Consider the following 17,467-nt stretch of genomic DNA (forward strand, 5'->3'; position numbering starts at 1 on the left):
ATGGGCGGCCCATTCAAGGAAACCAAGCTGCCGGCCACCGCGCCGGCCGGCCACCGCGCGCTGGCCTGGATCGACGACCGCTTCCCGCTGTCGAAACTCTGGTACGACCAATGGGGCCGCTACTACGCCCCGAAAAACTTCAACGTCTGGTACATCTTCGGCTCGCTGGCGATGCTGGTGCTGGTGCTGCAGATCGTCACCGGCATCTTCCTGACGATGCATTACAAGCCGGACGCGAACCTCGCCTTCGGCTCGGTCGAATACATCATGCGCGAAGTACCCTGGGGCTGGCTGGTGCGCTACATGCACTCGACCGGTGCCTCGGCCTTCTTCATCATCGTCTACCTGCACATGACCCGCGGCCTGCTCTACGGCTCCTACCGCAAGCCGCGCGAGCTGATCTGGCTGTTCGGCTTCGCGATCTTCCTGTGCCTGATGGCCGAGGCCTTCTTCGGCTACCTGCTGCCATGGGGCCAAATGTCGTACTGGGGCGCCCAGGTGATCGTCAACCTGTTCGGTGCGATCCCCGTCATCGGACCGGACCTGTCGCTGTGGATCCGCGGCGATTATGTGGTGTCGGACGCGACCCTGAACCGCTTCTTCGCCTTCCACGTCATCGCCCTGCCGCTGGTGCTGCTGGGCCTGGTGGCGGCGCACCTGATCGCGCTGCACGAAGTGGGTTCCTCGAACCCGGACGGTATCGAAGTCAAGGACACCATCGGCGCCGACGGCCATCCGGTGGACGCGATCCCGTCGCACCCTTACTACACGACCAAGGATTTCTTCGGCGTCTCGGTGTTCCTGCTGATTTTCTCGGCAGTCGTGTTCTTCGCACCTGAGATGGGCGGCTACTTCCTCGAGTACAACAACTTCATCCCGGCCGACTCGATGAAGACCCCGCCGCACATCGCGCCGACCTGGTACTTCACGCCGTTCTACTCGGTGCTGCGCGCCACGACCGCCGATTTCATGTACGTGCTGATGGCGGCGATTGCCCTGTATGTCGTGTTCATCTGGATGAAGTCGCGCCTGTCGTTCAAGGCCAAGGTGGCGATCGCCGTGATTGCCCTGCTGCTGATCGTCGGCATGCTGCCGCAGGTGCTGGAAGCGAAATTCTGGGGCGTAGTGCTGTTCGGCTCGTCGGTCGTGATCATCGCCTTCCTGCCGTGGCTGGACCACTCGCCGGTGAAGTCGATCCGCTACCGTCCGGACTGGCACAAGTGGGTGTATGCGCTGTTCGGCATCTCGTTCATCGCCCTGGGCTACCTCGGTACCCAGCTGCCGACCCCGGCGTACACCATCATTTCGCAGGTGTGCACCCTGTTGTACTTCAGCTTCTTCCTCCTGATGCCGTGGTGGAGCGCGGCCGGCCGCTTCAAGCCGCTGCCCAAGCGCGTGACTTTCCATCCGCATTGATCAACGGACAAGCCAAGGACAACCATGAACTTCACGAAGAAACTGATCGCGATCCTGGCGCTGGTGCCGGGACTGGCATTCGCGGCCGAAGGCGGCTTCCCGCTCGACCGCGCACCGGAGCGCCACGACATGGCCTCGCTGCAGAACGGCGCCAAGCTGTTCGTCAACTATTGCCTGAACTGCCACTCGGCCAGTGCGATGCGCTACAACCGCCTGCGCGACCTGGGCCTGTCGGAGGACCAGATCAGGAACAATTTGTTGTTCTCAGCCGACAAAGTGGGCGAGATGATGACGACGGCCATGCGCCCGGCCGATGCGAAAGCCTGGTTCGGCGCGGTGCCGCCGGATCTGTCGGTGATCGCCCGTGCGAAATCTTCGCCGGCCGGCAGCGGCGCCGACTACCTGTACACCTACCTGCGCACCTTCTACAAGGACGACACCCGCCCGACCGGCTGGAACAACATGGTGCTGCCGAACGTGGCGATGCCGCATGCCATGTGGCAGTTGCAGGGTATCCGTACAGTAAAAATGACGGAAGCGCCGGATCCTCACGACGCCAACAAGACGATCCATAAGTTCGCCGATTTCGAGCAGGTGACGCCGGGCACGATGAACGTCCAGGAGTTCGACACCGCGACTGCCGACCTAGTTGCCTACCTGAGCTGGATGGCTGAGCCGGCGCAAGGTACCCGCAAGAAACTCGGTGTTATCGTCCTGATTTTCCTGTCGATTTTCGCCTTCCTGGCCTGGCGTTTGAACGCTTCGTACTGGAAAGATGTGAAGTAATTCGTTTTCATTGCCCGCTTGGCTATAATACGGGCAATCATTTTTCGGGGTGAGTCGCTCGGCGCTTCACCCCTTTGTTTCTTAAGGAACTATAAACCATGATGGTTCTCTACTCCGGCACCACGTGCCCGTTCTCCCAACGCTGCCGCCTGGTCCTGTTCGAAAAGGGCATGGATTTCGAGGTGCGCGACGTCGACCTCTTCAACAAGCCGGAAGACATTTCGACGATGAACCCGTATGGCCAGGTGCCGATCCTGGTCGAGCGCGAACTGATCCTGTACGAATCGAACATCATCAACGAGTACATCGACGAGCGCTTCCCGCACCCGCAGCTGATGCCGGCCGATCCGCTGATGCGCGCCCGCGCCCGCCTGATGCTGTTCAACTTCGAAAAAGAACTGTTCGTCCACGTGCACGTCCTGGAAAGCGACCGCAACAAGACGAACGAGAAGGCCCACGACAAGGCGCGCGCCGAAATCCGTGACCGCCTGACCACGCTGGCCCCGCTGTTCCTGAAGAACAAATACATGCTGGGCGACGAGTTCTCGATGCTGGACGTGGCGATCGCACCGCTGCTGTGGCGCCTGGACCACTACGGTATCGAGCTGTCGAAGACGGCAGCGCCGCTGATGAAGTACGCCGAGCGCATCTTCTCGCGCCCTGCCTACATCGAAGCGCTGACCCCGTCGGAAAAGGTGATGCGCCGTTAATCGGTGACGTCGACATCGACAAGTTAGCGCAGCAAGGTATTGGCCCCACGCCACTACCTTGCTGTCGCACCTTGCTGACCCAGCACCCCTGATATCCCAGTTTGCGCCGCCTTTTGGCGAATCGCAGTAAACTGGCGTTCCGCGTATGCACGCCGAATAGCAAGGCCGGCATGTCCGCCTTGGCGGCCCGCCTCGCTGGACCAACAACACCCATTTGCACATGCCTGAGATTTCCACCAAGCCCTATTTGCTGCGCGCCATCTACGAGTGGTGCACCGACAGCGGTTACACGCCCTATCTTGCGGTGCGGGTCGACTCGGCCACGACGGTCCCGATGGAATACGTCAAGAAGGGCGAGATCATCCTCAACATCAGCTACGGCGCCACCTCGGGCCTGAAGATGGACAACGACGCGATCCATTTCCGCGCCCGCTTCGCCGGCGTGTCGCGCGAGATCTACGTCCCGGTGCAGAACGTGCTGGCGATCTACGCCAACGAGAACGGCCAGGGCATGGCCTTCGACGTCAGCGTCACGGCGGCCGAGATGGCCACGCCGGAAGAAGAAGCAACGCCGGCCCCGAGCCTGTCCGCCGTGCCTGCCAGCGCCAGCGAAGCGACGGCGCCAGAGGTGTCGCATTCTTCCGACGACGACAACAAGGAACCGCCGAAAAAAGGCGGCCGTCCGACGCTGACGCGGATTAAATGACGGTATAATCCCAGCCGTACAGATTACGCCGGCTTAGCTCATTTGGTAGAGCAGTTGATTTGTAATCATCAGGTGGCCAGTTCGAAACCGGCAGCCGGCACCAGAAATTAGCAGTGAAAACAATGCCTTACGTGCGATGCACGTGAGGCATTTGTCTTTGTGATCGGCGAAAAGTACACTTTCAGTACACTCAGCAATTACAGAGGCTTCATGGCAACCATCGTTCCTACCCCTTCCGGCACCTACAAAGCGCTCGTGCGCATGAAGGGTTGGCCAACCACTTCCAAGACTTTTCGGCTTAAACGCGACGCGGTGGACTGGGCACGCAGAACCGAAGACGAGATGGTTCGAGGCGTCTATATCTCGCGTAGCGGCTCAGAGCGGATGACCGCGCAGGAAGCCTTAAAGCGCTACCTGACAGAAGTCACGCCGACAAAGAAGCCGACTACCCAACGTAGCGAGAACGTCACTGCAGGGCACCTAGGGGCCTTCCTGGGCAAATACTCAATGGCCGCCTTGAGTAGCGAGCTTGTTGCCTCCTACCGGGACCATCGTTTGGCGTTAGGCAAGTCGAACAATACCGTCCGCATCGAGCTGGCAATGCTGAGCAACCTGTTCACTGTCGCTATCCAAGAATGGGGACTTGGCTTAACCCACAATCCGGTGTCGGCCATTCGCAAGCCCAGTCCAGGAAAGGGGCGGGACCGCCGGCTGAACGTCAACGAAGAGAAGCGTTTGCTCGACGCAGTCAGGCAACACAGCAATCCAATGCTAAGCTGGGTCGTCAGACTAGCGATCGAAACCGGCATGCGCCAGTCGGAAATCCTTAACCTGCGCTTCTCGGACGTTGATCTGCGTAGCCGAGTGGTCCGCCTGTCCGATACCAAGAACAATTCTGCCCGGACAGTACCGCTAACGGCAGCTGCGACGGCAGTCCTCAAAGAAGCAGTCGACAACCCGTTGCGCCCCCCGAACACCGACCTCGTATTTTTCGGTGAGCCTGGCAAAGACAGGGAGCGCCGACCATATCAGTTTGCGAAAATCTGGGGCGATATCAAGACTACGCTGGCTATAACCGACTTGCATTTTCACGACCTGCGACACGAAGCGGTCAGCCGCCTCGTTGAAGGCGGGTTAAGTGACCAGGAGGTTGCATCGATTAGCGGGCACAAATCGATGCAAATGCTTCGTCGTTACACTCACTTGCGTGCGGAGGATCTGGTGGCAAAGCTCGACGGACTAAGGAAGATTCACGCTGTCGTATTCGACGTTTACGGCACAATCGCTCAGATCAATGACAAGCGGAGCCCATTCTCTAAATTGCTAAAGCTCGGTGAAGAACGCGGCAGGCCCAGGACAGAGGAAGACGCTCGCATATTGATGGCTCGCAGTATGGACCTGCGCGATGCCGCCGCCGTGCTGCAGATCGAACTGGCCCCGGGCGAACTTGACGAGCTAGAACGCGATCTCAGCCGCGAGGTCGAATCCATCAGCCTTTATCCTGACGTGGTTCCCACAATTCGCGCACTCCAAGCACAGGGGATTAAGGTTGCGCTGTGTTCAAATCTCGCCGCCGCCTACGCCCCACCGATCCAGGCACTCCTACCGATGCCGCTTGACTACTACGGTTGGAGTTTCGAGCTGAACGTGATCAAACCGGAGCGAAAGATTTACGAGTATGTCTGTGAAGCGCTTGGATGCTCTCCACACCAGGTTCTGATGGTCGGAGACACTCAAGCCGCTGACGTGGACGGTCCTCGCGCGTTTGGTATGCAATCGATGCTGCTAAACCGTCGCGCTACGAGTTCGACGAAGAACCTCTTGAACTCCCTTGAACCGCTCATCGATCTCGTATAGGGCAGCACTGAGACAGCCAGTACCTCTGTTAGCTGGAGCACTCTGTCTCAAGCATTTCTCTAGATACTCGGAGGAAAAATCCAAACGGATCTTCCAGGTATGCCCGTAGCGGATCGGCCACGCCGCTCCCCAGAGCAATGGCTTCCAGTTCGCCCAACTTGACAGGATCAAACCGCAAATTTTCCCGTTCACGTTCGCGGATAGTAGCGACTAGAAGATCCCAGAGCCCAAGCTCTAAAAGCGGATTCTTCAAATTGTCCCTGCAGAGAGCCCAGAAAATTGCTTCGTAGAAGCCGTCGAGTAGATCGTCGGTTGCGCCTACTTTTGCTAGCTCAAACCGGGTAAGCCACATCCCAACAGCTTTTAGCAGCCAGTCGGAGTCAATGTCGTCGCTCTTTACGGCGAACAATCGCTGAGCAGCCTCCTGATCCCAGCGATGGTCTCGGTTTTGCCACAGAAGAAGCCACAAATCCCAGGGACCATTCGAAAAAAAGATCGCTGACCCTGGCGCAAGCTCCTCTACCCTCCTTAGCGTTTCGGCATCTGGACTTGCAGCACCGTCACGGTAACGGTACCAGCGCTTCGAGAAGACATGTTCGGTCACCCATCCTTTGGTGTCGCAGTACGTTTGCACGCGCCGAGCAACGGCGCCCGTAGTCGTCTCACCAAGGCTGAGGCGAACGTAATGAAACCAACCGACTGTCATCAGTTTGTCCTTTGCTCCGCGTTTTGGTCGGCCGGACCGGACGATACGAGGTGAGCCCGTTTTACCGATCTCGCGGTTGGACATGTCAGGCGCAGGTGTAGCGAAAGTCACTTTTTTTGGCCCCATTCCGAGCAATGCGTTCAAAGTTTAAGCTTAGTTATCGATGCCTTACGGTAACTTACGGGAGAACTTTAGCATGACAATCGAGGAAACTCTAATCGCGAAATACGGTGCTCTGCTGACGCTCGCCCAGCTCGCTGAAATCCTTTCACGTTCGACGGACGGCATACGCCTCAGTCTACGGGCCCAAAATCCATGGTCCGACAGAATCAATTCCTGCCGGCTCAAGGTAGGACGGCGCGTCTACTTTAGGACCTCTGGGATTGCTGAATACTTGGCGGAAGCGTAGGACAAGAGTGAACAGTAACGTCCTCGCATTGCTTCAGCGTCGAGCGGCAGAGGCAGAACTCCGGCAAGAGACAAGACAAGAGGCGTCCCGCGATGAGTTCATGTTCCTACCAGGTCTAGACGACTGGTTAAGGGCAATGCCGAACTCCATCGCCAGATCGTCATTGTTCGCCCCGATCGCACGAGGTAAGCCTGTTCACCAAGAACAGGTTGTACTAGTCAGCCGAAGTGATGCAGTCATCACCTATACCGGGTACCAACTTGATGAAGCGAAGGCCGACGCCTGGATGCAGCTCATGTATGAGGCTAGGTGCGAGCCGTTAGGACGGCCTGTAACGATCAATCGCGCGGCCTTCCTGCGGGCGATTGGCCGGAGGGGATGCGGACGGGACTACACGTGGTTGAAGGGCACAATGCTGGCGTTCATGACGGCAACGATCGTGATTGAGGTCAAGAGATCAGATGGCTCAAGCAAGTACCAGTTAGGGGGCATGCGTGCATTCCATATGCTTGAAAGCTTTGAATATGATGCAGAGAGTGAGAGCTACACGTTCATTGTAGACCCACGCTGGAAAACCGCTTTTGGTGGCAACGAGTACGCCTTGATTGATTGGAAAAAACGGCGCGACATCGCCCAAGGTCATGAGATGGCAAAAGCGCTACAGCGTTTAGTTGCTACCTCTTCAGACCAGGTTCAACGCTTTGCACTCGATTGGCTGAAAGAAAAGCTTCGATATGGTAGTCCGATGCGTAAATTCCGAAGCGCCTTAACAAAAGCCATGGACGAGCTCGATCGTGTCGAAGTGATTACGTGCGGGCGGATCGAACTCAGCACTAAAGGCAAACAGCAGGTTGTGTGGACGAAGTTAGGGAAAAGCCGGAACTGAAAGGCATCGTGTTTGCGTTCCGCTTACGTCGTGTTAGCGTTCCGCCTGATCGTGTTTGAGTTCCATATTGTCGTGTTTGCTTTCCACAGCGATCACCAAAAGCCGCATGGGCACGCCGTTTCAGGCTGTCTCGGCCGCCCCTACCTTATTCTTACCTTTTTTTACCCGAAACGGCTGTGGATAAACCTCGCCTACCGCTACGGCAAAGCATTGGACGCGATACAACCACTTAGAAATATTCGTTAGACACGCAATTTATCGATGAGATTACAAAAAAATTACAAAAAGGCTACAGACAGGCTACAAAACGACTACAAGGGGATTACAAAAGGATTACATCCAGATATCAATAAGATTGCATTCGGATACCAAAAAGATTGCATTAGGTATCAAATAGGTAGCAATAAGGAAGCAAAAAGGAAGCAAAAGGCAACGCCAGGCAACACAGAAGCAATGAGAAGAAAACGGGAGGCAGCGGGCAGCAGAACGGACAGCCTTCAAGCAAAAGCGCTCCGCTCAGCCAGACAAGCGGGCGTTTTCGCCGAAATAAATTTTGACCCGCATAACGCGTTTGTTTTCGACCTCACCCGTGGGGTGGCGGAATTAGACTGCAACACGCTGTTAGCGTTGGATTTACTTAGTGGAACATAAAGGGGGTATTGCGAACTATGAGACTTTTCCTGAGATGAGCCAGGACGCATGCGGCTTTCCCCGTATTACATTTTTTTGAAATGCACTGCGTTTGCAGTACACGTACGCAATACAGTTTTAAGGGAATATCATGGTAGCGAAACAGACTTACTCAGTTCGCCTGGACGAACAACAGCGGCGTCAGCTCGAGGATCGATCGGAAGCTCTTGGCCTGCCAGTCGGGCATCTTATCCGTTCCGCGATTAACGATTCTCTTCGCCAGCAAGAAGAAAAAGATTACCTAATGGAAGTGGAAAGTCGCATTTCTACAGCGATCAACAGGCTCGGACGCCAAGTGGAAAAAGATCGAGCTGAGCAGCAGGTTGTGATCGCTATGGTGGACTACTTGAGGGAGTGGCTTGCGTTCGCCTTGCCTCCAGTCACCCAAAAGGAAGCCGCTAAAGAAGTCCAGCGCGAACGTAACGCGGCGTTTCTGCGAGACCTACATTTGTTGATGGTCTCACAAGGCAGAGCACGACTAACGGCGTACATGGCTGAGAACGAGAGGAAGGTAGAGGCCTCCCCGGAATATTCTGAACAGTAAATGTGCCAAGAAGACCTAGCCAAGTACAGCCGAGCCAAGCTGGGCCACGATCGCCAAAGCGGTTAGCGAACGTAAACGTGTCAACGCCCTTTACGGCCACCCGCCCTAGGGTCTCGTAGATGAAATACGGCTTAGCGCGCCCAACAAAACCCTCTAGTTGCTCTGACGGCAACAGCCCGGTACACTGGGCCGTGCTGACGGTCCGCAATCGGCCAACAGCGGTCGTTCGTCCAAGATTAAAACGCAGGATATATTCGAACATCGCTACTCGGATGACACACAGATCGACCACAGGTTGTCTGTAGAGCAAGACGTTTAGCGGGCCGCAATACTCCCAAAAATCGAGAATAATTCGGCGGCATCAAGCGGTTTGAGAAGATGATGAGCAAAGCCAGCCTCTAGGGATTGGTTACGGTCTTGTTCTTGACCATAGCCCGTTACTGCGATTAGTACCGAAGCCGCAGTTCCCGGATACTCCCGAAGGCGCCTTGCCAGCTCATACCCATCGATCTCCGGTAAGCCAATGTCGAGCAGGCAGGCGTCGAATGCTTTGACAGCAGCACGCTTGAGAGCACTTCTCGGGTCATGCTCAACAGTCACAGTATGCCCAGCCGCTTCTAAAAGCATGGCGAGCGTCAACGCAGCGTCGACATTGTCGTCTACTACCAACAGCTGCAACGGTCGGTCCTGAGCAGGCAACGGTTGGTCCGAACGGCCTGTCGGTGCGATCGCGGCAGTTTCTTCCAGGTGAGGAAGGCATACAGTAAACTTGCTTCCGAAACCTAGCCCCTTGCTTTCGGCTTTAACTGTCCCGCCATGAAGCTCAACTAAATTTTTGACGAGGGCCAAGCCCAATCCCAGTCCACCTGATGTACGGTCAGACGTTACCTCGGCCTGCGAAAACAAGTCAAATACACGCGCAATTAGGTCGGGCTGCATACCAATACCGTTGTCTATTACGTTAACCATGACATGAGTATTGCGCGCTTCTGCTTTAACCTTTATCTCACCGCCGTCTGGGGTGTACTTGGCTGCGTTGTTCAGTAGATTAGCGATGACCTGCACTAATCGTTTACGGTCCCCTCTGACCAAAGTAGCACCAGGCGCCAAATGGAGCTGAAGGTGATGATGCCTGGCCTGCATCAGTGGTGTGAGTTGCTCGACTGCTTCGCCTACAACTTGCCGCACATCCAACGGTATTTGTTCAAGATTTACAAGACCTCTGCTGACACGCGAAACATCCATCAGATCATCGACCAAACTCTTCATATGCTTGATTTGTCTTAGAATAATTTCGCTTGTGTGCTGCACCCGGCTTCTGTCGAGAGCAACCATTCTCAGCAGCTCGGCGGCTGAACTAATCGGCGCTAATGGATTCCGGAGCTCATGTGCAAGCATTGCAAGAAATTCATCTTTTCGACGCTCGCCCTCCTTCAAACGCGCTTCCGCAAGTTTTCGCTGCGTTATATCGCTGGCTGACCCGATCCATTCGCGGATGTCGCCACTCGCGTCCAGCAGGGGAACGGCCCTTGAGAACGTCCAGCCCAGAGAGTCATCTTGACGTAAGACCCGATGTTCAAGTTCGAACACGCTTTTTCGATGTATGGCCTCTTGGATATGTTTTCGCGCTAGTTCAAGGTCGTCAGGATGGACATACTGCTCGATGTGGTATTCAGCCCAGCCTGTAGTGGTCTTGAGGAAGTTTCTACCGTCCAGTTCATGCATGTACTTCCAATCAGGACTCATACGGTAAAGGACATCGGAGGTCGCGGAAACATAGGCACTGAGTCGGCTTTCGCTATCGCGCAGCAACATGGCTGACCGCACTTGATCGGTCACGTCAATTGTTGTGTGAGAGATGCACACCAAGCTGCCTTCCTCATTGTAGATGGGCGTATTGGTGGCGCTCCAGTACATATCCTCGAACCAACTTTTTCCCTCCGCGTGCATCTCAATTGGATACCGCTGCGCCACCATTTTCTGGCTCTTACCAGTCTCGACCGCCATTGCGATTGAACGTGCAAGATCTTGTGCACCGGTGTCCGCATAATCATTTGGGTCGTTAGGGAACACAGCGAACAGTGGACGTCCCTCCACTTCCGCGCGCGTTCGCGAGACCGAGGAAAGAAAAGCGTCATTTACCGCAAGGATCTCAAGATCTCTAGTCGGTGCGAGAAGGCACTGACCAATAGGTGAGTGCTCAAAGGATGAGTAAAATATCTTGTCGGGAAGCATGATTTTCTGGTGGCGTAGCGCGTTGCGAGGTTGTTGCCTAAGCGCTTCTCATCTTACGAGACTTTCTTTAAATTGCCGCCTTAAACTTCGACTCGTCTTCAGCTATCAACAGGGATTTGCGCACAGCAAACGTCCGCTGTGGGTCGGGAGCGGACGTCAAGTCCAGCCCAGGCCCGCTGTCTAAACTTTCCCAACTGGCAACAACTCCGGTAGACTGATCGCCTAACGACTGTCTGCAACCGGCCTATTGTGTTGAAAAAGTCGGGCAGCAACTTTTATGGCCAGTTTTCGGTGGCATCGCAAGTCCAACTGACCCGCGTTCGTGCCATGGTGGCCGTTCTGCACAGTCGAGTTACCGATGTTTCTTTCCCGGCTGACACTAGAACGGAGTTTTTCAACACAATAGGCCAAAAGCGGACAGTCGTAACTCTGCAGACCTTCTGGCTCGGCGGCGGAAGCGACATCAGCGTCTGGACAGCGATCGCGCCAGCAGGTGGGAACTGGGGACTTGCGGCCATTCTGAAAGCGTTCAGGGGTCGGAAGCGGACGCTAGAAGAAGCCCGCTATTGGCCACAAGCGAACCCTCATATCTGGCTAAAGCACCGGCGACTCTAGGCGGGAAGTTCGGACGCCGTATATAGGACGGTATTAAGTTATCATTAGGAATTTATTAAAAGAATTCCCAATGTTAAACAATATGTTAGATTTCTCAATTTTGGGGCTTGATTATGGGCGAACGTTATCTAGGGACCTACGGCGAACGCGACCATCCGCACCATACTGGCGAGTTAGTAGTCGACGGAAAGGAGACAAGGTTGAAGTTCATCGGACAAGGTCTCGAATCGCTTCACAATGCTACAACTATTTATGGAAAAACCGAAAAAAATGAGAAGGTAAGCTGCTTAGATTGTTTTGTAACAAAAACCGCAAGACCATTTTTTGATTCTGGCGAGCATTTTGAACGCTTGGAAATGTTGCCTAACTTCGTCTTAATCGGCAAAGAACATATCGACCCTACTCAACCAGTAGTGCAAGCGGCCCGCTTCAAATTTACCGATACAAAACTCTTCTTCGAAGATCGTAACGCATTCGGCGCAATGTTCAAAGTAAGCGCTGAATTACAATCACTTTTCGATACTCGGCTTCCTCCAGTGCAGCGAACTGCTGGGAAGGACTCGCTCTTAAGTTATTTTTCCGGGGATTTCAATATCGTTAAGTGCGAAAACGATTTAGGGATCTTCTCTGCTGGTTATAGTTTCAACGTTGAATCAGGGTCGCCTTTCACCTACGACATCGACCTAACTTTGAAGTTCAACGAAGCAATCCATTTTCATGAATGCTTGCGACGAATCAGCGCAATACGGCGGTTTTTTACAGTCCTAACCGGCAGGCCACAAGCATTCCTGCACCAAGAGTTAGTAGTTAGCTGCGCCACTGCATCGGGCGATTCGTCGGCTACTCCTTTGCGCATGCATCTTGCTAATCCCCCGTCTGGCCCCTCCACTCCGGCTTCTAAATATTTCATTGACGCGCCCATCCACCCTCACAACGAGAACCAGCCGTTTGCCTGTGTGATGCGAGATTGGCTCTCCGTAGACGAAGCGCGGCATATGTCGCGCAGACAATATGTCGAGTGCGTCGAAGATGAAACCCGCTACACAACTGGCCGACTAGTAGCAGCGGCGAATATGTTTGACACTCTTCCGGCTGACGCGCTTCCGCCAGACGTAACCCTGCCCGAAGATTTCGAGAATGCAGTTAGCGAATCAGTAGCCATCTTCGAGAGCTTGCCAAAAACTGATTTTCGGGATTCGATGTTAGGCCATTTTAAGCGGCTTAAGAAGCCCTCATTGCCCGCGAAGGTATATTACCGATCGTCCTTAATCTGCTCACGTATGGCAGAGCCGTTGCCCAATTTAAATGATGTACTGCGGATAGGTTGCCGTTTCCGCAACTTCCTTGTACATGGTGATCCAAAATTTCCATATCGAAAATACGAGTCACTTCTTCCGTTTTTAACCGATACCCTAGAATTTGTGTTTGCTGCTTCTGATCTGATTGATGCGGGGTGGGACATCGAGCAATGGTGTGTAGACAACATTTGGGGTAATCATAAATTTACGATTTATCGACGCGATTACCCGCAATGGATCGAGGTGTTCATGACAGCAAAGAATGGGCCGTAATTAGTTGAATAACTTGCCTTTTAGCTGCTCTAGTCGTAAGCAGAAGCTACTTTGTTCGCTGTACGCTGTCGGCCAGTAGCAGACTTCGCACTCCACAATTGCCGCCGCCAAGCTCTGTGCTGTCCTGATATCAACAATTTTTCGAGGTAACTCGATGAGTCACAGGTATGCAATAGCAGTTTTCTTAGCAGTCCAATGTGCACCGGCTTTCGCAACGCCAATCGTCGAGATAAAGCGGATCGTTGGGAAACCGGAAGCCGAAACATCTAAGGTACTTGGCCCGTCAGCAAAGTGCGAAGCGATCAAGCAAGGCAAAAGGTGTACTTATCGAAACGGTCAGGTCGAAGTCGTCTTCATCGGCGGAAAAGCTGACTGGATGACCATCAACGGTTTGAGTCAGACGAAGTTTTCCCCGTCTGCCTTAACTGCAATCGGCTTGGAGGAACGTGAGCCGACTGTCCGCACTCCTTTCCTCATGCGCTGGGAGCCAACTCAGGGCTTCAAGTCAGTGTCGATTTTCAAGGGCAGTACAGGCGTTGATTACGCGTACATAAAGTCCAAAACGCAGTAAATCCTAGGAGCGCCTAACAAAGCCCTTCGGTTTTTCTGAGAGAAACAAAACCGTGCACCGGGTTATTTAGAAGGCCCGCGTTCGGTGAGGAGAAGACGATGGCGGGTTGTCTTCAATCGGAGCGACGCCTATGCTAATCCGCCTCCGGATCGTCCCTCAAGGCCTCTTCCAGGGCCTCGTTCGGAGTCATTACACGCACACCTATCAGCGCCAGGTCGGCCTTGCTTCCAAGGATCCCGCGGGGCTGAGTCTTTGAAGCTCCATCGGAAGTCACCAAGATCGCCCGGCACATGAACGCGGTTAGGAGGATTTCGACGTCGTTCTCTTGGGAGGTGGTCTTGACGCCATTGGGGAAAACGATGCGACCGATCTCAGCTCGCTTTTGCTCTTCGAACTCGGGCGATCCTCTAAGCTCCATCCAGATATGTTCCTCTGCCTTTTGAGCCCGGAGCTCGCAGCCGGCCGAGGCCTCGTCATAAGCTCTACGCGAGTAGTCGATCCACACCGCGCCTGATCTCGCCAGATCCTCCAAACGATTGAGATCCGGATTTGCCTGCCTGGCGTTCACCGCGTTGGCATCCAAATGAAATACCTTCATGCTGTGCCCCCTGCCAAGAAAGCACAACTATAAGGGAGGGTTAAGGCGGTAGCAACGGCCGGTTGAATCCGCCGTGGATAGCGGATGTACGGGGCCCAATCCGAGCATTAAGATAGCGGCCGTGTTCGCAGACGGACTGATGCCATGGCCCAAGCACTTCTTCCCGAAGACCTTTGGTCGCTTATAGCAGCCCAGCTCCCGCTCATCGCCGATCTGCGAAGAACGGACGGCTACGTATCAATGGTCGCCAGACTCTAATCGAATGCCGTTGTCCTCAAGACTGGAAGACCTTGGGAATATTCCTCGGGACTCGGCTGCGACAGTGGCATGACATGGCCACTCCACCGAAGGTACGATTCCAGTACAACAGTCAGTTCGGATCAACTTCGCTAGTTTACGTTAAGTTACTGTTCTTAAAGTACTTTTACCTACGCTAGAATACGGTATAATTACCTTAATAATCAAAGACATACTGTTTCCTCTGCTAATTTGTAATCATCAGGTGGCCAGTTCGAAACCGGCAGCCGGCACCAACTATCAGTAAAAAGCAGTCCGCGCAAAAAGCCCAGCCTCCATGGCTGGGCTTTTTGTTTTCCGGTCCATGCCAATGTCAACTCATGCAATTTTTCGTGAGCATTCATCGTTTCTTGGCGGATATACTTGGTCGCTTACCTTATCTGGATTCCTGCCGACCATGAAGAAAACCTCTGCCATCGCCATCGCCGCCGCAGTCGCCACCAGCCTGGCTTTCAGCAGCTATGCAAGTCCGTACTGGACCCTGCACCAGATGAAGGCGGCGATCGAAGTCAAGGATGCCGACCGCTTGTCCGAACATATCGATTTCCCGGCCCTGCGCGAGAGTTTCAAGGGCCAGATGATGACGATGATGAACAAGCGGATGGCCTCGCCCGAGATGGCGAACAATCCCTTCTCCGGCATCGGCCAGATGATGGCCGTCGCACTCATCAATCCGCTGATCGACGCGGCCGTCTCGCCGGCCGGTGTGCTGGCCATGATGGAATCAGGGAAGGTAAGGCCTGCAACGCCAGGGACGCCGAAGGCGGATCCGGCCGCATCAGGGGAGCCGGTGACGCAGGAGAAGCTGGATTACTCGGTCGATTACCAAGGCTGGAACAAGGTCGCGATTTCCCGTCCCGGCCAGGATACCGGCCGCTTCATCCTCAAGCGTACCGGCCTCTGGAGCTGGCAGCTGAGCGCCCTCGAGCTGCCCAGGTCGGTACTTGAATCGGATACGTGAATCCGCATCGGGACGCTGTCCTGCCCTCGGCCAGGCGCCATCCCGAATCGCCGTGCTCCGACACTCGCCCCGCACCATTTCCTGGCGCGGCGCGCACCAATCCCGTGCGCCATCGGCATGCCTTTTCCTTCCTGCCGGGCATTGGAGGCGGCACGTTTCTTGCTGAGTTCATGGCAATGAACGTCCGCGCGCCCTGCCCCACTGTTAGCGGTTTCAGCGTGCGCTGGAGACTGGCTTCGGCGGACGTTTGTAAGTAATTACGAGGATATTGCCCGGCTTGCGTGGCCATACCAGCCTGCTGCGTGCCCGAAGCCAACCAGGAGCCATCATGCCGATTTCCCTGCGCCGTTTTGTCCCGATCGCCGTCATCGCCGCCGCGCTGTGCGTCACCATTGTCAGTGCTTCCGCCCCTGCCCCGGATCCTGGCGTGCCGCACCTGATCCATGCGTACGAGGGCTGGGTGGCGCTGGGCGTGGTCGTGCTGGCGCTGGTCGGCGCCGGCGTGCTGGTGCGCCGGTCGCTGCGCCGCTGACGGCATCTGTCCACTCCGGTCTGGCGGACGGTTTCGGGCGCTTCGGTCCCCATATCGCGCAGCCTGTCGCATCGGTGGTGCCATGCCGGGGAGGTCGATCTACAGTGCAAGCATTCCAACATGCACGGAGACGACCATGAACAAACTGCTCGGCGCCACCCTGATGGCTTCCACCCTGGCGCTCTGCGCCGGCACCGCTTGCGCGGCCGATGTGATCCGCGAGGCGCGCACTGTCGATGCCCGCGTCACGCGCGTGAAACTCGATGGCGTGGTCGACCTGGTCCTGCGCCAGGGCGCCAAACCTGCGCTCGTGATCTCGGGCGAACGCGGCGACGTGGCGCGCGTGACGACGCGCCAGCATGGCGATACGCTGGAAATCGATACCGAAAAACGCAGCAGTGACAGGCGCGGCAACAAGGAGCCGAAGCTGCGCGCCGAGCTGACCGTGCCGAACCTGGCCGAGTTCGTCTCCGAAGGCGTGGGCGCGAGCACGGTCAGCGGTTTCGGCGGCGAACGCATCGTATTGGCGCTCGACGGCGCGGGCACGGTCACCCTCAACGGGAATTACCGTAACGTCGATGTGCGCCTGGGCGGGGTCGGCAGCATGTCGATCGACGCCGGCCGTGCCGAACGCATGGACCTGGCGCTGCGCGGCGCCGGCCAACTGGCCGTGGCGGGCCAGACAAAGACGCTGCGCGCGACGCTGGCGGGCGTGGGCAATCTCGACGCCGAGAAACTGCGCGCCGACGTTGTCGACCTCGACATGAGCGGCCTCGGCGGCGCGACCGTGTATGCCAGCTCGGCGGCGAACCTGAACCTCAGCGGCATGGGGTCGGCCACGGTGTACGGCAAGCCGGCGCAGCGCAAGGCCACGACCGAGGGGCTGGGCAAGGTCAGCTGGCGCTGAGGCAGCGCTCGCGGCAGGAAGCGCATCGCTGCCGTCGCGTACGCAAGGCGGCGCCGGCTTCCTGCCGGGACAGGCGCCGACGCGGCGCGCTTACTTGATCACCGCTTACTCCGTGACCGCCTATTTGATGACCGTATTGTTGCGCACTTCCTTTACGCCCTTGACGTCGCGCGCAAGCTGCACGGCCTTTTGGGCGCTTTCGCGCGATTCGACGAAGCCGCTCAGCTGCACCGTTCCCTTGAAGGTCTCGACCTGCACTTCGGTGGCCTTGACGGTGGGATCGGCAGCGAATGCGGCCTTGACCTTGCTGGTGATGACGGCATCGTCGATGTATTCGCCGGTGCCCTGCTGGTGGGCGGTCGGCGCGCAGGCGGTGAGGGACAATGCGGCGGCGGCGACGAGGATGGCGGTGAAACGCTGTGCAATTTTCATGGCAACGCTCCCTTCGGATGAGACGGTATCGTCCCATT

Annotated in this window: 17 protein-coding genes, 1 tRNA gene and 1 pseudogene; 15 read left to right on the forward strand and 4 right to left on the reverse strand. The window is 56.0% G+C overall.

Translation table 11 applies throughout. From position 1 onward, the window contains the following. The 7 genes and pseudogenes from ACFOPH_RS17580 to ACFOPH_RS17610 all read left to right on the forward strand — a co-directional run bounded on the left by ACFOPH_RS17580 (nucleotide 1) and on the right by ACFOPH_RS17610 (nucleotide 5,475). Nucleotides 1-1,416: a cytochrome bc complex cytochrome b subunit gene (locus ACFOPH_RS17580; protein ID WP_312547903.1), complete on the forward strand. Its 1,416-nt coding sequence runs from the start codon at nucleotides 1-3 to the stop codon at nucleotides 1,414-1,416. 24 nt (nucleotides 1,417-1,440) lie between these two features. Further along, entirely contained in the window at nucleotides 1,441-2,202 is a 762-nt protein-coding gene (locus ACFOPH_RS17585) for a cytochrome c1 (protein ID WP_379736656.1), read from the forward strand. 98 nt (nucleotides 2,203-2,300) lie between these two features. Continuing rightward, a complete protein-coding gene (locus ACFOPH_RS17590) occupies nucleotides 2,301-2,912 on the forward strand; it encodes a glutathione S-transferase N-terminal domain-containing protein (RefSeq protein WP_056342583.1) in 612 nt (203 codons plus the stop codon). Nucleotides 2,913-3,132: 220 nt separating this feature from the next. Beyond that, entirely contained in the window at nucleotides 3,133-3,618 is a 486-nt protein-coding gene (locus tag ACFOPH_RS17595; RefSeq protein WP_312547896.1) for a ClpXP protease specificity-enhancing factor, read from the forward strand. A 27-nt stretch (nucleotides 3,619-3,645) separates the two neighbouring features. After that, nucleotides 3,646-3,721 (forward strand) — tRNA-Thr (locus tag ACFOPH_RS17600). Nucleotides 3,722-3,828: 107 nt separating this feature from the next. Next, a pseudogene (locus ACFOPH_RS17605) lies at nucleotides 3,829-4,866 on the forward strand (tyrosine-type recombinase/integrase); the annotation flags it as partial. Next, the gene (locus ACFOPH_RS17610) at nucleotides 4,840-5,475 is read left to right on the forward strand and encodes an HAD family hydrolase (protein ID WP_379737960.1); all 636 of its coding nucleotides are present in this window, start codon (nucleotides 4,840-4,842) and stop codon (nucleotides 5,473-5,475) included. The pseudogene ACFOPH_RS17605 and the gene ACFOPH_RS17610, both read left to right, overlap by 27 nt. Nucleotides 5,476-5,503: 28 nt before the next feature. Here the strand turns inward: ACFOPH_RS17610 and ACFOPH_RS17615 are convergent, their stop codons facing one another. Then, complete coding sequence (locus tag ACFOPH_RS17615) at nucleotides 5,504-6,265, reverse strand: hypothetical protein (RefSeq protein WP_379736658.1); 762 nt, start codon at nucleotides 6,263-6,265, stop codon at nucleotides 5,504-5,506. A 332-nt stretch (nucleotides 6,266-6,597) separates the two neighbouring features. Between ACFOPH_RS17615 and trfA the strand changes: the two genes are divergently transcribed. The 3 genes from trfA to ACFOPH_RS17630 all read left to right on the forward strand — a co-directional run bounded on the left by trfA (nucleotide 6,598) and on the right by ACFOPH_RS17630 (nucleotide 8,710). Next, on the forward strand, nucleotides 6,598-7,476 hold the full coding sequence (gene trfA / locus ACFOPH_RS17620; protein WP_379736660.1) for a plasmid replication initiator TrfA: 879 nt from the start codon (nucleotides 6,598-6,600) through the stop codon (nucleotides 7,474-7,476). Nucleotides 7,477-7,737: 261 nt separating this feature from the next. Next, nucleotides 7,738-8,127, forward strand: a complete 390-nt coding sequence (locus ACFOPH_RS17625) for a hypothetical protein (RefSeq protein WP_379736662.1) — start codon at nucleotides 7,738-7,740, stop codon at nucleotides 8,125-8,127. A 130-nt stretch (nucleotides 8,128-8,257) separates the two neighbouring features. Next, nucleotides 8,258-8,710 (forward strand): hypothetical protein, encoded by a 453-nt coding sequence (locus tag ACFOPH_RS17630; RefSeq protein ID WP_379736664.1) that lies wholly within the window; start codon nucleotides 8,258-8,260, stop codon nucleotides 8,708-8,710. Nucleotides 8,711-9,025: 315 nt separating this feature from the next. Here ACFOPH_RS17630 and ACFOPH_RS17635 read toward each other — a convergent pair whose 3' ends face one another. Continuing rightward, the gene (locus tag ACFOPH_RS17635; protein WP_379736666.1) at nucleotides 9,026-10,945 is read right to left on the reverse strand and encodes a PAS domain-containing hybrid sensor histidine kinase/response regulator; all 1,920 of its coding nucleotides are present in this window, start codon (nucleotides 10,943-10,945) and stop codon (nucleotides 9,026-9,028) included. A gap of 728 nt (nucleotides 10,946-11,673) precedes the next feature. On the opposite strand from ACFOPH_RS17635, the gene ACFOPH_RS17640 reads away from it, so the two are divergent. After that, nucleotides 11,674-13,131, forward strand: coding sequence for an ApeA N-terminal domain 1-containing protein (locus ACFOPH_RS17640; protein ID WP_379736668.1), 1,458 nt, complete (start codon nucleotides 11,674-11,676; stop codon nucleotides 13,129-13,131). A gap of 154 nt (nucleotides 13,132-13,285) precedes the next feature. Then, complete coding sequence (locus ACFOPH_RS17645) at nucleotides 13,286-13,702, forward strand: hypothetical protein (protein WP_379736670.1); 417 nt, start codon at nucleotides 13,286-13,288, stop codon at nucleotides 13,700-13,702. A 133-nt stretch (nucleotides 13,703-13,835) separates the two neighbouring features. Here the strand turns inward: ACFOPH_RS17645 and ACFOPH_RS17650 are convergent, their stop codons facing one another. Then, on the reverse strand, nucleotides 13,836-14,300 hold the full coding sequence (locus ACFOPH_RS17650) for a hypothetical protein (RefSeq protein ID WP_379736672.1): 465 nt from the start codon (nucleotides 14,298-14,300) through the stop codon (nucleotides 13,836-13,838). A gap of 694 nt (nucleotides 14,301-14,994) precedes the next feature. Between ACFOPH_RS17650 and ACFOPH_RS17655 the strand changes: the two genes are divergently transcribed. The 3 genes from ACFOPH_RS17655 (at nucleotide 14,995) to ACFOPH_RS17665 (ending at nucleotide 16,997) form a co-directional block, all read left to right on the forward strand. Then, entirely contained in the window at nucleotides 14,995-15,558 is a 564-nt protein-coding gene (locus ACFOPH_RS17655) for a DUF2939 domain-containing protein (protein ID WP_312547894.1), read from the forward strand. 328 nt (nucleotides 15,559-15,886) lie between these two features. Further along, the gene (locus ACFOPH_RS17660) at nucleotides 15,887-16,090 is read left to right on the forward strand and encodes a hypothetical protein (RefSeq protein WP_312547892.1); all 204 of its coding nucleotides are present in this window, start codon (nucleotides 15,887-15,889) and stop codon (nucleotides 16,088-16,090) included. Between the two features lie 136 nt (nucleotides 16,091-16,226). Then, entirely contained in the window at nucleotides 16,227-16,997 is a 771-nt protein-coding gene (locus ACFOPH_RS17665) for a GIN domain-containing protein (RefSeq protein WP_312547890.1), read from the forward strand. Between the two features lie 120 nt (nucleotides 16,998-17,117). Here ACFOPH_RS17665 and ACFOPH_RS17670 read toward each other — a convergent pair whose 3' ends face one another. Next, entirely contained in the window at nucleotides 17,118-17,429 is a 312-nt protein-coding gene (locus tag ACFOPH_RS17670; RefSeq protein ID WP_312547888.1) for a BON domain-containing protein, read from the reverse strand. Nucleotides 17,430-17,467 lie beyond the last annotated feature (38 nt).

Source organism: Massilia haematophila, from assembly GCF_042647645.1.
Lineage (GTDB): Bacteria > Pseudomonadota > Gammaproteobacteria > Burkholderiales > Burkholderiaceae_D > Telluria > Telluria haematophila.

Bases quoted from the DNA above. Each gene is read 5' to 3' on its own strand.
- ACFOPH_RS17580 (WP_312547903.1), top strand. From the start codon at position 1: ATGGGCGGCCCATTCAAGGAAACCAAGCTGCCGGCCACCGCGCCGGCC.
- ACFOPH_RS17585 (WP_379736656.1), top strand. From the start codon at position 1,441: ATGAACTTCACGAAGAAACTGATCGCGATCCTGGCGCTGGTGCCGGGA.
- ACFOPH_RS17590 (WP_056342583.1), top strand. From the start codon at position 2,301: ATGATGGTTCTCTACTCCGGCACCACGTGCCCGTTCTCCCAACGCTGC.
- ACFOPH_RS17595 (WP_312547896.1), top strand. From the start codon at position 3,133: ATGCCTGAGATTTCCACCAAGCCCTATTTGCTGCGCGCCATCTACGAG.
- ACFOPH_RS17615 (WP_379736658.1), bottom strand. From the start codon at position 6,265: ATGTCCAACCGCGAGATCGGTAAAACGGGCTCACCTCGTATCGTCCGG.
- ACFOPH_RS17625 (WP_379736662.1), top strand. From the start codon at position 7,738: ATGAGATTACAAAAAAATTACAAAAAGGCTACAGACAGGCTACAAAAC.
- ACFOPH_RS17630 (WP_379736664.1), top strand. From the start codon at position 8,258: ATGGTAGCGAAACAGACTTACTCAGTTCGCCTGGACGAACAACAGCGG.
- ACFOPH_RS17635 (WP_379736666.1), bottom strand. From the start codon at position 10,945: ATGCTTCCCGACAAGATATTTTACTCATCCTTTGAGCACTCACCTATT.
- ACFOPH_RS17640 (WP_379736668.1), top strand. From the start codon at position 11,674: ATGGGCGAACGTTATCTAGGGACCTACGGCGAACGCGACCATCCGCAC.
- ACFOPH_RS17645 (WP_379736670.1), top strand. From the start codon at position 13,286: ATGAGTCACAGGTATGCAATAGCAGTTTTCTTAGCAGTCCAATGTGCA.
- ACFOPH_RS17650 (WP_379736672.1), bottom strand. From the start codon at position 14,300: ATGAAGGTATTTCATTTGGATGCCAACGCGGTGAACGCCAGGCAGGCA.
- ACFOPH_RS17655 (WP_312547894.1), top strand. From the start codon at position 14,995: ATGAAGAAAACCTCTGCCATCGCCATCGCCGCCGCAGTCGCCACCAGC.
- ACFOPH_RS17660 (WP_312547892.1), top strand. From the start codon at position 15,887: ATGCCGATTTCCCTGCGCCGTTTTGTCCCGATCGCCGTCATCGCCGCC.
- ACFOPH_RS17665 (WP_312547890.1), top strand. From the start codon at position 16,227: ATGAACAAACTGCTCGGCGCCACCCTGATGGCTTCCACCCTGGCGCTC.
- ACFOPH_RS17670 (WP_312547888.1), bottom strand. From the start codon at position 17,429: ATGAAAATTGCACAGCGTTTCACCGCCATCCTCGTCGCCGCCGCCGCA.